The 11665-nt window shown below is 63.8% G+C and carries 15 protein-coding genes, 1 pseudogene and 1 other annotated feature; of the genes and pseudogenes, 7 read left to right on the top strand and 9 right to left on the bottom strand.

The window, feature by feature from the left end:
- From EP26_RS31165 to EP26_RS31155, 3 genes are all read right to left on the bottom strand, one after another.
- Window positions 1-494, bottom strand: a 494-nt coding sequence (locus tag EP26_RS31165) for a DDE-type integrase/transposase/recombinase (protein WP_157034025.1), incomplete at its 3' end; no start/stop codon positions are given.
- 201 nt (window positions 495-695) lie between these two features.
- Window positions 696-935 (bottom strand): hypothetical protein, encoded by a 240-nt coding sequence (locus EP26_RS31160; RefSeq protein ID WP_043345638.1) that lies wholly within the window; start codon window positions 933-935, stop codon window positions 696-698.
- Window positions 935-1252 carry a hypothetical protein gene (locus EP26_RS31155; protein WP_157034017.1) on the bottom strand — a complete coding sequence of 106 codons (318 nt, stop codon included), beginning with the start codon at window positions 1250-1252 and terminating at the stop codon, window positions 935-937. Before EP26_RS31155 ends, EP26_RS31160 begins: the two co-directional genes overlap by 1 nt.
- A 202-nt stretch (window positions 1253-1454) precedes the next feature.
- Between EP26_RS31155 and EP26_RS31150 the strand changes: the two genes are divergently transcribed.
- Window positions 1455-1694, top strand: a complete 240-nt coding sequence (locus EP26_RS31150; RefSeq protein ID WP_043345634.1) for a hypothetical protein — start codon at window positions 1455-1457, stop codon at window positions 1692-1694.
- 592 nt (window positions 1695-2286) lie between these two features.
- Here EP26_RS31150 and EP26_RS34485 read toward each other — a convergent pair.
- The 3 genes and pseudogenes from EP26_RS34485 to ltrA all read right to left on the bottom strand — a co-directional run.
- Window positions 2287-2695: pseudogene (locus EP26_RS34485) on the bottom strand (transposase); the annotation flags it as partial.
- 97 nt (window positions 2696-2792) lie between these two features.
- Entirely contained in the window at window positions 2793-3038 is a 246-nt protein-coding gene (locus tag EP26_RS38985) for a group II intron maturase-specific domain-containing protein (protein WP_408735137.1), read from the bottom strand.
- Window positions 3023-3997, bottom strand: coding sequence for a group II intron reverse transcriptase/maturase (gene ltrA / locus EP26_RS31145; RefSeq protein WP_281177189.1), 975 nt, complete (start codon window positions 3995-3997; stop codon window positions 3023-3025). Before ltrA ends, EP26_RS38985 begins: the two co-directional genes overlap by 16 nt.
- Before the next feature lie 137 nt (window positions 3998-4134).
- On the opposite strand from ltrA, the gene EP26_RS31135 reads away from it, so the two are divergent.
- A protein-coding gene (locus EP26_RS31135) for an IS3 family transposase (protein ID WP_408735136.1) occupies window positions 4135-5363 on the top strand; the annotation gives its coding sequence in 2 pieces (ribosomal slippage) (window positions 4135-4429 and window positions 4429-5363; 1230 coding nt in all).
- Window positions 4419-4535: a sequence feature (AL1L pseudoknot), on the top strand. (Overlaps the previous gene by 117 nt.)
- Window positions 5364-6675: 1312 nt before the next feature.
- Here the strand turns inward: EP26_RS31135 and EP26_RS36080 are convergent.
- Together EP26_RS36080 and EP26_RS38455 are read right to left on the bottom strand one after the other, a co-directional pair.
- Window positions 6676-6840 (bottom strand): thioredoxin domain-containing protein, encoded by a 165-nt coding sequence (locus EP26_RS36080; protein WP_157034015.1) that lies wholly within the window; start codon window positions 6838-6840, stop codon window positions 6676-6678.
- Window positions 6841-6845: 5 nt separating this feature from the next.
- Window positions 6846-6968, bottom strand: coding sequence for a hypothetical protein (locus tag EP26_RS38455; RefSeq protein WP_281177186.1), 123 nt, complete (start codon window positions 6966-6968; stop codon window positions 6846-6848).
- Window positions 6969-7242: 274 nt separating this feature from the next.
- Between EP26_RS38455 and EP26_RS31125 the strand changes: the two genes are divergently transcribed.
- The 4 genes from EP26_RS31125 (at window position 7243) to EP26_RS31110 (ending at window position 10263) form a co-directional block, all read left to right on the top strand.
- Complete coding sequence (locus EP26_RS31125) at window positions 7243-7746, top strand: Hsp20 family protein (protein WP_052389930.1); 504 nt, start codon at window positions 7243-7245, stop codon at window positions 7744-7746.
- Window positions 7747-7891: 145 nt separating this feature from the next.
- Window positions 7892-8017: a hypothetical protein gene (locus EP26_RS38450; RefSeq protein WP_281177185.1), complete on the top strand. Its 126-nt coding sequence runs from the start codon at window positions 7892-7894 to the stop codon at window positions 8015-8017.
- A gap of 723 nt (window positions 8018-8740) precedes the next feature.
- Window positions 8741-9073 carry a hypothetical protein gene (locus EP26_RS31120; RefSeq protein WP_169747573.1) on the top strand — a complete coding sequence of 111 codons (333 nt, stop codon included), beginning with the start codon at window positions 8741-8743 and terminating at the stop codon, window positions 9071-9073.
- A 917-nt stretch (window positions 9074-9990) separates the two neighbouring features.
- Window positions 9991-10263 carry a hypothetical protein gene (locus EP26_RS31110; RefSeq protein ID WP_043345619.1) on the top strand — a complete coding sequence of 91 codons (273 nt, stop codon included), beginning with the start codon at window positions 9991-9993 and terminating at the stop codon, window positions 10261-10263.
- 601 nt (window positions 10264-10864) lie between these two features.
- Here the strand turns inward: EP26_RS31110 and EP26_RS36075 are convergent.
- A complete protein-coding gene (locus tag EP26_RS36075) occupies window positions 10865-11296 on the bottom strand; it encodes a hypothetical protein (protein WP_157034014.1) in 432 nt (143 codons plus the stop codon).
- Between the two features lie 183 nt (window positions 11297-11479).
- Here EP26_RS36075 and EP26_RS31105 point away from each other — a divergent pair.
- The coding region (locus tag EP26_RS31105) for a transposase (protein WP_043345616.1) at window positions 11480-11665 on the top strand (186 nt) is incomplete at its 3' end.

Below are 11665 nucleotides of genomic sequence, written 5' to 3'. Positions count from 1 at the left end.
CCCGCCTCGTGCCCGGCACCAGCGTGTTCGGCACGATCCTGACGACCGTCACGGCCTGACCACTCCGCCGCAGAAGTCAGGGGGTGGGTAATTACCCGATACAGATACGCCCAGCGACCACGAACTCTTAAATAGGTATCGTCAACGTGCCAGTGCCGGCCGCGGGCGCCGCCCTTGCCGTGCCGTCGTCGACGGAGGTCGTCCGCCAGCACCGGTGCGAGCTTCGCCTCCCAGTCGCGCACGGCCTCATGGCTGAATACGAGGCCGCGCTGTAGGAACATCTCGGCCAGGTCGCGCAGGGTCAGGCGGTAGCGCAGCCGCCACAGCACCACGAGGGCGATGACGTCGGATGGGTACTGGGTATGGTTCAGCAGCCCGGTGCTGCGCTCGTTGTACTGCTTGCCGCAGTCTCGGCAGCGGAACCGGCGGTAGCCTCGGGCGGTACGCTCTGGCCGCTCCGTCACGGCAGCGGAGCCACAGGCCACACACTCCATCGCCACTTCCCGCGCCGCTGGCCCTGGAAGCCTACCCGCCCAGGCCCGGCCAGCCAAACGACCCTACTGGCGCGAGACCTGACAAAACCACTTGACGGTGCCCTCCGGCGTACGGCAGCAGCAGGAAGGCTCTTGAAGCGGTAGGCGTAGGTTACGATGGCCAGCTCAACCGGGTCCCAACAATGTTCCGCGACCCGACAGTTAGTGCTGGCGGTGGTGGAATTCCTCCCATTCCACGCGGCGCTTGTCGTTGTTGACGCGGTAGAACTGCACAGCGCCGGGCGGGACTTCGGCGATCCAGACGGAGCGTGCTTCGTCGCTGCCGCCCAGAATCGCTTCAGCGGTTGCAGCGGCCGTCTCGACGGACATGTCGCCCTCGATGGGCAGCAGGCCGACCTGGCCGTCAGGGTTGGTCAGAACGATGATGAAGTGGCGCTGCATTACCCTGCCTCGATCTCGTAGAAGTCCGCGTCTTTGTCGCAGCGAATGGCGAAGATCGGCATGATCTCGGTGAACTTGTGGCCGGTCCGCTCGACCCACTTTCCGCAGATGTGGTTGACGGCATCATCAGGGCAGGTGGAGTGGCAGGTGGCGAGGCGAAGGCTGTCGTCAGGCAGGCGCACCTGCACGATGTAGTAGCCATGGCCGGGGATGGCAGCCGGCTTGCTGGCCTTCACGCGCAGCGTCTCGGCGTCGCGGGCCATGCGGTCGGCAAACTGAAGTATGCGGTCGCGAGTATACGGGTTGGGTGCCGTCATGTGGCTCGTCTCGTCTGAAATGGTGTTGCCCGTTAGTGCCTAATACGGCCGGGTTCAACCAACCTATGGCGGAAAACCGCGTAAAGCCATACTAATGTTTGGTTGACAATGCTTTTGGGTTGTGCGGGGGGGCATATCCATTCGAGTCAATGGGTTATGCACATCCCCGTCCTGCACTAAGCTTGGGCCCGGAGGACGAGACATGAGCGAACCTGATGGCACCGTCGATCACACCACGGCCGTCAGGATGCATACGCGGGCGGACGAGCTGGCGGATCAGCTGGCCGACAAGCTGCCGGCCGAGGTGCTGGCATCGGTCAGGACGCTGATGCATCCCATGGTTGGGACGGCAGCGCTGGATGGGGTGAACGAGGCCGAAGCCATTGGCGGTCTGGTGAACACGGCCGTGCAGGAAGCTGTGGCAGGGACCAAGAAGCCTTAAAACGGAAAAGGCCGCTGGTGCATTACCCCAACGGTCAATCCCTCAAGACAATAAGTCATTTGAGCAGGATGAAGCTTAGACGATTACAGTAACCGATTCCAGAATCACGTGATGGGCTGAACTTCACGGGTTTGTTGCAGTTCGATAGTAGGATTCGAGCAAGGTTTTTCTTGCCTGATAAAATTCTATTCACCCCGAAACGGGCGGGAGGTCTAGGTGGCGTGCGTTGTTCCGGGGTGCGGCAGGCCAGGCTACAGCTCTACCTCGCTCTACTGCTCGAAGCACTATTCGCGGCTCCGGCGGACAGGCAGGTTGGACTTGGCCGAATGGCCCAAGCGTCCGCGCAACTCATTCCCAAGCAACTCGCCGGAAGCACAACGCGCGCGGTACAAGCCCGCCCTTCATCAGATCGAGGATCGAGCATGCCGGCTCTGCAGCGCAACGCCCTACCTCGCCTATTCCAACAGCCGTGATACCTGCAACACATGCTATTCACGGCTTGGCGCCGAAAGATGGAAAAAGAATCTCCAAATGCACTGCGAGGCGGTGAAGACGCGTGACCGGCGGGAAAAGGCTAAGAGTCCATCCGGGATCATGTAGTTTTCTGACATAGCCTTCGGAGCATGCGACGGACGGAGGCCCAGCGCAGGAAGGCAAGCGCGCGACGGTTCAAGCACTCCCAATCCTTGGCCAATCGTCGGCAGCGATTGAGCCAGGCGATGGAGCGCTCGACAATCCAGCGCTTCGGCAGCACGACGAACTGGCGCAACTCGGATCACTTGACGATCTCGAGGTTGATCTGGCCGCAGTCCGGCCTGGAAGTTGGCGCCCTGGTACCCGCCGTCGGCGTAGAGCTTCAACAGGAAGGGGTAGAGGCCGAATAGCGAGCCCATCAGCAGCACGCCACCGTCGCGGTCCTGGATATCGGCGGCGTGGATGATGGCCTGCATCAGCAAGCCTTGGGTGTCGACCAGGACGTGACGCTTCTTGCCTTTGATCTGTAGAGTCGAGGACGGGCGCGGTAGCAAAGCCCCGTTTCCCGTCCCCGCTCATCAAACCGGACGTGCGGATTTCCCGCATCCGGCTTTCCGACTGATTTCATCGCAAGGCCCACGGCGACGACCGCCCGCGCTCGCATCGAAGGCCTAGCACGGCCAGTTCCCCGTAGACATGCTCACGGGAGAACCGGTCCGTTCCACGCCCCTGCGCTTTGTGTCGTTGACGGAGAAAGTGTCGCGTCCGGTCATAGACATGCTGATCGACGGCCTCGTATGCAGACGCGAGAGCGCCATAGGAGAAGTAGGTCGACCACCCGCGTAAGACGCGGTTCAATCGTGTCCGCACTTCGTCCCAGGTGTTCTTGTTGCCTGGCACAAGCAGTTCGCCGACCTCAGTTTGACCCTCTGCACACTCTTCTTGGACGGGCTCGCCCCCAGATACCAGCGCCCTCCGTTGGGCAGGTGGCGCGGTCCCAGGGTGTAGCCAAGGAAGTCGAAGCCTTCGCGTCGGGCATCCTTCACCGAGGTTTTCGCCTCGTTGAGCGTCAGCCCAAGTTTCGTCATGACCGCCCCCGTCCACGCCAGCGCCTCATCCGCGCGACCGCGGCTGAGGATGACGAAGTCGTCGGCATAGGAGACGACGTGCGCGCGAAATGCCTTGCCCCGTCCCGTCTGGCGCCAATGCTTCAGGAAGCGGTTGATATAGATGTTGGCTAGCAATGGGCTTGCGACACCGCCCTGGGGCGTGCCGCGTTTATGACCCTTGCCGCCACTCATCTGCCGCTTCCCGTCGCCATCCCGCTCCTCAACCGGCGCCCGCAGCCACAGCTTAATCAGCCGTAGTACGTGCCGATCGACGATGCGGCGGCCTACTGATCGTAGGAGCTCCGCATGCGGGATCGTGTCGAAATACTTCGACAAGTCGGCATCGACAATGTCGGTGTGCCCCCGGCACAGCAACCGGTGCACTTCCTTGACGGCATCGATCGCGCTCCGGCGCGGGCGATAGCCGTAGGCACTGTCCTCGAAGTCTGCCTCGAACACGGGTTCCAGCACGATCTTCGCCGCCGTCTGAACCACCCGATCCCGAATCGTCAGGATACCGAGCGGCCGTTCACCGCCGCCGGGCTTTGGGATCATCACCCGGCGCACCGGATCAGGCCGGTAAGTCTTCGAGACAAGATCCTCACGCAAACCCGCCAACCAGTCCTCCACGCCCGACGCATCGATCTGCTTGAACGTTAACCCGTCCACTCCTGGCGCACCCGCATTGGAGTGGGCAAGCGCATAGGCGTGGCGGAGGATGTCGTCGCGGCAGATCTTGTCGTAGAGGATGTAGAAGCGGAAAGCAGGCTCCGCCTTCGCCTTGCAATACAGCTTTCTCTGAAGGCTTGAACCGCCCCGGATTTGCCGGAGGCTCCGAACCTTGAGAGGGTGGAGCCATGAGCAAGAAGACGTCGAACCGCTTTTCGCCTGAGGTCCGGCAGCGGGCGGTGCGGATGGTGCTGGAGCACGGGGGCGATCACGTGTCCCAGTGGGCTGCGATCGGCTCGATCGCGGCCAAGATCGGTTGCACGGGGGAGACGCTGCGGAAGTGGGTGCGGCAGGCGGAGCGCGATAGTGGTCAGCGGCCCGGTGCGACGACGGAGGAGCGGGAGCGGATCAAGGCGCTGGAACGCGAGGTCCGCGAACTGCGTCAGGCGAATGAGATCCTGAAGAAGGCGTCGGCGTATTTTGCGATGGCGGAGCTCGACCGCCGCTCGAAGCCATGATCGCCTTCATCGACGATCACCGCGGGGAGTACGGGGTCGAGCCGATCTGCAGGGTGCTGCGGATCGCCCCGTCGACCTACCATGCCCGTGTCGTACAGCGCGCCGACCCGGCGAAGGCCTCGCCGCGCGCCCAGCAGGACCTAGTGCTCACGGCGCAGATCCGGCGGGTGCACGAGGCCAACTTCGGGGTCTACGGCGCCCGCAAGGTCTGGCGTCAACTCGCGCGGGAGGGCGTCGCCGTGGCCCGCTGCACGGTGGAGCGACTGATGCGACAGATGGGCCTGCACGGTGCGGTGCGTGGCAAGGAGAGGCGGACCACGATCGCCGATAAAGCCACGCCGTGTCCGGCGGACAAGGTGAACCGCCAGTTCCGGACGTTGCAGCCGAACGTGCTGTGGGTGGCTGATTTTACGTACGTGGCCACCTGGCAGGGCTTCGTCTACGTGGCCTTCGTCATCGACGTCTTCGCCCGCCGCATCGTCGGCTGGCGAGTGTCGAGGACAGCACATACCGACTTTGTCCTCGATGCCCTCGAGCAGGCGCTGCACGACCGCCGTCCGCTGAAGGGCGGCCTCATTCATCACAGCGACCGCGGCCGGCAATACGTCAGCATTCTGTACACGGAGCGGCTCGTCGAGGCCGGCATCGAGCCCTCGGTCGGCAGCGTCGGCGACAGCTATGACAACGCCCTGGCCGAAACCGTCATCGGCCTGTTCAAGACCGAGGTGATCCGCCGGCGCGGGCCGTGGCGCAACATGGAAGCGGTCGAGTTCGCCACCCTGGAGTGGGTGGACTGGTACAACCACCGACGTCTCCTTGAGCCGATCGGCAACATGCCACCGGCCGAGGCCGAGGTGCGTTACTACGCCCAGCTGGAGACACCTGCCTTAGCGGCGTGACCCAAACCAACCAGCCTCCGGCAAACCCGGGGCGGTTCAGCTCCTGATCTTATCGGGCGTTTGAAGGCTCATCGCCAATCACCCCTACCTTGCCAACTTCGAAAGCGCACCAGAAGTCAGGGTCCTTTCCTCGGCCGGAGTTACCCGGCTTCAACGGTCATACGACCCTGTCCGACCCCCGCACCCCCAGCCGCGCCGCCGCGGCGAGCGCTAGCCCACCAGGAGCAGCGGGCACGACCTTGGCGTGGTCGGGACCATCGCCTTGCAGATCCATTTGCAGGTCTAGGAGCAGCGGCCCCAGCTACATGCGCTTGGTACCGGTGGTGGGGCGGAAGCGGCCGAATTCATAGCTCCACCACGGCGGAGCCGCTGGTCCGATACCTCGACCGCTCGGGCTTCGTGCTGATGAAGCAGCCGCTGCCCGCCGCTTATACAGCGAGCTACGGCAGCGAGCCCTAACACCACCGGCATAGAAAAGGCCGCCCTTCGGAAGAAGGGCGGCCTGTAGGTCGGGGGGTACATCAGAAGCTCTCTCCCAACGTGGCCCTAGCCGGCCAGGTTCGGGAGCGTTCCGCCGGCGGCTATCGGGTCGGCAAGTCCGCCCCCATCCGCCGCGCGGCTGCACCCCAGGACAGGGCCAGCTTGGCGACACGCAGCGCCAGCCATTGGGTCGAGGCGCCGGCCAGGTCGCACCGACGGGTCCTCGCCTCACCCCATTCGCTGGCCGGAGCAAGAAGGAAGCGCCGGGCCCAGGAACTGCGCCTTAAGCAGCAGCTAAAGGTGCGCCCTCGCTCAGCCAGCGGGATCGGCCATTAAGACGGGCTAGAGCTTAAGCGGTTTGTCACAATCATTGCGTGTATGTATCGACAAAAACAACCATTGCGCGTCGATTTGCTGGGCTGCTTTACTGTTGAAGCTGCGACGATGGACTATTGAACTCGCGCAATGGATGGTAACCATGAAACAAATCTTCATGTTGCCTGCAATATTTCTTGGATTAACAATAGTATTGTTGGGAATGCTGTTGGACTATATTGGAAGGTTTATTGTAGAACTTGCTTATAAATCCGATGACGACCTAGGCCATTCTGGTCATGTTTACAATGCAAACCCGAATGGGCGAAATTTTGATTTGTAATTTTGCTTATAAAATACTGTTCAAGCAACGGACAACTTGTACCGAACTGGTGGACAGTTAGGCCTAAAAGTCGAGAAAGTCGGGTAGCTCGACCGACAGCAGTTGCCCGCCGGTGGAGAAGGGGCGGGGCTCATTCCGCACCCCTGACCGCTTCCGGTGCCGCCGTCTAGCCGCCTAAACGCTTACCGGCTCCGGCACCTGCACCCCCAGCCGTGCCGCCGCGGCTTCGAGCTGTGCCACGTCGCCTTCACGCCATTGATGCCGGGTCAGCAGCTTGGTCGCCTCCGCCGGCGGCATCCCCAGGGCGGCGCCAATCTCGGTGGGCGTGGTGATGCCCATTTCATTCAGCTGGTGCCGATCGTCATCTTCAACCGGATCATGGTCAGCCGGTCGGCGGTTCGCCGCTGGCGCTCCTCGGGCGAGATCTTCGGCTTCACGGGCGGCTTCTGGTCAGGTGGCAGGCTCATGTCGCAAATGCCGGTCGCCGCGGCAGCCGGCGCTAGCCCATCATGGGCAATGGGACGCGATGGAGCCGCTGGCCATGGGCTAACGCCCGGAGGCCGTTTTGGCGGCGCTGGATCGGATAGCCACTTCACCGCAATTAAGCCGTCGCGAGGATCTTGAACGATGCTCCTGTAATCCCTCAATCAGGGCCGCCGGGCGCCCGGATGGGGTCCGGTGTGAGCTGCCGGAGATCCGGCGCCGCCCGTGTCCATGTTGCTTCGTGAGGAGGATGTGGAGATGAGGACCGAGTACGACTTCAGCCCGCTGTTCCGATCGACTGTTGGCTTCGACCGGATGTTCAACCTGCTGCAGCATGCGACGCGCGGCGGCGTGGACGAGACCTATCCGCCCTATGACATTGAGCGGACCGGCGAAGACAGCTACCGCGTCACGCTCGCGGTGGCCGGCTTCAAGCCCGACGACCTGAACGTGGTAGCCCAGCAGAACATGCTGGTCGTCACTGGCGAGCGGCGGAGCCGTGCTGAGGCAGACGGCGGGGAGCAGCGCCAGGTGCTGCACCGCGGCATTGCTGGCCGCGCCTTCGAGCGTCGCTTCGAGCTGGCCGACCATGTGACGGTGGCGGGCGCCGATCTCGCCGACGGCTTGCTGACGATCGAGCTCAAGCGCGAGGTGCCCGAGGCGATGCGGCCGCGTCGGATTGAGGTCGGCAGTGTCAGCAGCAACGTGCTGCGTGGCCCACAGCCACAGCGCCAGGTCGAGGGGCAAGCCCAAGTCGCCTGAGGCAGACGAGCAACTGGCTTGAGCCGCAGCAGACATCGCCCCGCCGCATGCCGAGCGGCGGGGCTGCCCAACCTTTCACAGAGGTGACGACGGACGCGGCGCCGTCATCGACTGCCAGAAGGTCGGGCATGTCTGCCTGCTGCGAATGCCTGACCATCCGCTGCGTGGCTGCAGCTTTGGCGTGGTCGGCACCATCACGCCGCTGGTCGACCTGTGGATGGAGGAGAAGAGGCTGCCGAGCTACATGCGGGTAGTGCCGAAGGCGAAGTGAGGGGATGCGCCAACCGAAGCCCGTGCCCCAGCTGGTGATCGTCTGCTCGAGGTGCGGCGCTCTCTATGCCGACCCGGGCGGAGACGATCGGCACTGGCGTTGCCGGGTTTGCGGGGAGCCGGTTGCACGCGGGGTCAAGGCTCCAGCACGGGCGCAGGCCTGAGACATGGAATGGCTCACCTACCAGCAAGCTGCCGAGGCGCTGGGGCTATCGCCTGAGGCTGTCAGGCGGCGGGCTATACGCCTGAAATGGCGACAGCGCCCGGGCAACAACGGCCGCATGCTGGTCCTCATCCCCGAAGACGCATCCGAACATGTACGGCCCCGACCACCCGTTCAACCACCCGAAGAAGCGCTCGATACCAGAGCCCTAGCCGAGGCGATTGCGGCATTCCGTGAGGCTGAGGACAAACTGCGTGCCGAGCATGATGCCGCCCTGGCCTTGGTCGCAGTCGAGCAGAGCCGCGCGGATCGAGCGGAAGGCGAGGCGGCTGCATTGCGGAAAGCCGTGCGGGTGGCAGAGGCAGCGACAAAGCGGCTGGATCAGCTGTTATACCAAATCCCGCTGATGAGAACCCATGCAGTAAAGCGGCTCCTCCGAGGCTGGAGCGGGTTGCGTCGAGGGCGCGCCCCTCCGCCGCTGACAGGTTGGGATCACCGGGACTTGGTATTAGAGAAGCAACTCAAAGGCCGGCGGCCATGGTGGTCGCGGTGGCGGGACCGGTGATCTTTGATCGCCTGATCCGCATCGCCGATCGCTTGGCCAAGGTCGAGGCCGGCAGCGCCGCAGCCGATGCAGCAATCCATGAGGCGCTTCGCCTAGCTTGGCCTGTGCCGCTCTACACCACGGACGCGGCTGCGACGCGGACCCTGCTGCCGGCGGGCTTCGAGTGGATGCCGACTACCCATTCTGGCGGCTGGGTCTATGCGCCGTGCCGCCGCTCCGGCCTCGACGGCGAGTGGCACTATCCGCATCACGGCCAGTTTGGGCGAACCCTGCCGCTGTCCATGTGCGGGGGCGTGATGCGGGCCTGGGCGATGCTGGCAAAGGGCTGAGCTCCAGCGGCCGTTCTGACGACCGTGGCTGGGCTGAGCCGTGATACGGCAGGGCTGGAGAAGGACGATACAGTCAGGCTAGTTGCACGGCGGCGAGATGGGGCGGCAGCTGAGCGGCTTGTAGTTCGACCGGCGTCATCTTCGGCTGGGGTACTGGCTGAAGGTTGCTGAGTGCGATCTGGCCAGCCTTCCAGGCATCTTCTGCACATCGGAAGAGGTTGGCGGATCGCTCAACGACGGTGTCGTCGCGATCACGGTACACCTCCCAGCCCCACAGCTTCGGTGACCGCGACCGCACGGAGACCTTCACGTAACCAGCGGGGAACGCTTTGCGTTTTGTCTGCACAATAGCTGCCCTCGAAACGTTGCGAGGGAATAGCTCCACTTCCCGTATTTCGATAGTAGTACCGGAATAAACTCACCGTCAGGTTTCTAAGGACTAAAGCCTGTGATCCATGCGGGCGTTCCACCGAGGGAGGAAGGCGTTGAGAGGGTGCCATCCGGCCCCGGCATGCCCTGACCGCAAATGGCCGGGGTGGTGTCACTTGCAGGCAGCACGCCCCTTCCGGCTCTCGGATTGGTGGATAGCCAGTGACCTATTGACCGTAAATGGATCGTTAGGTTTGGAGAGCCATATCTCGCCTCATGGCTCTGTTCCTAGATCCACCTCCGCCAGCGGCACGCCCTGAGCCCGAGCTGACCGCGGCCGAGGGCCCTTGGGGCGGCCCGACATACAGCTACCGCGGTGCCCGCATCGAGTGCGGCAAGGGGGGCCATGTCTGCGGCTTGTTCCTGAAGGGGCACCCACTGGACCGCCAGACTTTCGGCGTCGTGGGGACCATCACGCCCATGGTTGACCTATGGCTCGATGAGGGGCGGTTGCCCCGCCACATGCGAGCCGTGCCGAAGGGGGAGCGGTGAGCGGCCCCGGCTGGCTCGATCAGGAGCGGCCTGGCGACGGCTCGGTTCTGCTGCGGGACTGGCCGGCTGGCGGTGTCGTTCGCCTCGGCTGCCGGCGCTGCGGCAGGGCAGGGCAATATCGGCTGGCGACGCTGATCGAGCGCTTCGGCCCGGCGGCGGGGCTGCCGGCGGTGCGGCTGGCGCTCTCGGCCAACTGTCCGAAGCACGACGTCGGGTACGCAAGCGACCCGTGCGGCGCCTACTACCCGGACCTAGCCCCGAAGGGGTGACGGAGGCGCGGGCGACGTGCGGCGCGGTGCTGCGGGCCCGGGCGATGCTGGCGAAGGGCTGAGGTCGTTAGTCGCAGGAATCGTCGCTGTCGCAGTCAAGGGGCGGGCGCACCCAAAACGCGGTCACCAGTAGCGACAGGCTGAGATAGCCAATGATGAAGGACTGCATACCCGCTCCTTCCTTTCCTTCCGCAGCGCCAACGCGCAAAGAACTCGCCGAGTTTGAGCGGGAGCGGTTGCTGGAAGATGTTCCAAGCGGCCCAGTGGCCAGTAGAACTCGGCTAGGTTGCGGTAGGATCGGCTTTCATCTGGCTTGCGATACCCCCCCCTTCCAAAAGCTAGATCGCCTGTTGCATAAACATCACGAAGCCAATTTCGCCTCGAGATAGGGTTCGGCTTGGGAGCCGGAAGGGAACTGCGCGGGGCGCCACTTTGCGCGATAACAAACGACGCAACGTGTACAGTTCGGAGGTCAGAGCCTCCCTCCCTCTCCAACTGACGAGATTGAGCGAAGCCTCCTTTGCGATAACCGCCAGCCCCGCAGGTTAGCCGCTGGCGATGTGCGGGGCGGTGCTGCGGACTTGGGGAAGCTGACGAGGGATCAGGGCAGCCTGAACTCCCCTGTGTTGTGAAGGCAGGTGCGAATGACACCGGGCTCCAGCGTGGGAATGGATGCGATTGGTCGGAACGAAATGTCACCCGAAATGTCTTTGTAGCGGCCAGTACCGCCGACGAAGACGCCGCTGCCCCGGCCTGCCTCCAGCGTCCAGCGGATGAACACCCGATCCTCACCAGGTCCAGCCCATTCGCAATACCCCCTACCCTCTGGTGGAGCACCGTTTATCGACGCGATGGTCCCGAGGCAGCGCGTGGCAAAGTTGTCGAATTGACCGCCGGGTTCATTCGCGCGGGTGACGCCCTGCTGCGGGAGCGATTGGGCGCGAAATGTGGGCGCGCGCTCGATGACGGTGGTGCTGGCCACCCAGCAGTGCGTCAGGTTGAAGGGAGTTGCTTGCTGCTGGGTCTGGGCCATGGCACCTGCGGCAGGGCAACAGCCCACGATTGCAACGAGAGCCGCCCGACAGGAGAACTGGGTAGCGTCTACGGAGGTGGTGGAAAATCCGGCCTTGGCTGGGGTGTAGAGTTGGGGTGGCCATCGGACCTGGCGGCTAGGGTGGAGTTGCGACGCTCCCACCCCTGACCGGCCGAGGACCCGATGACCGAGGACAGACTGCCACTGGCTGAGCTGCTGGCGAAAGCCGGGGATAGTGACTTTCTGCGCAGTGTCGCCGAGGCGGTGCTGCAGATGCTGATGGAGGCCGATGTGGAAGGCCTGATCGGGGCTGGGCGGCATGAGCGCACCGGCGAGCGGCTGACCTACCGCAACGGCTTCCGTGACCGG

The organism is Belnapia moabensis DSM 16746, assembly GCF_000745835.1.
Taxonomy (GTDB): Bacteria; Pseudomonadota; Alphaproteobacteria; order Acetobacterales; family Acetobacteraceae; genus Belnapia; species Belnapia moabensis.
Note: the sequence above shows the minus strand (reverse complement) of the source record. Positions and strands in the feature narration are given on the sequence as shown.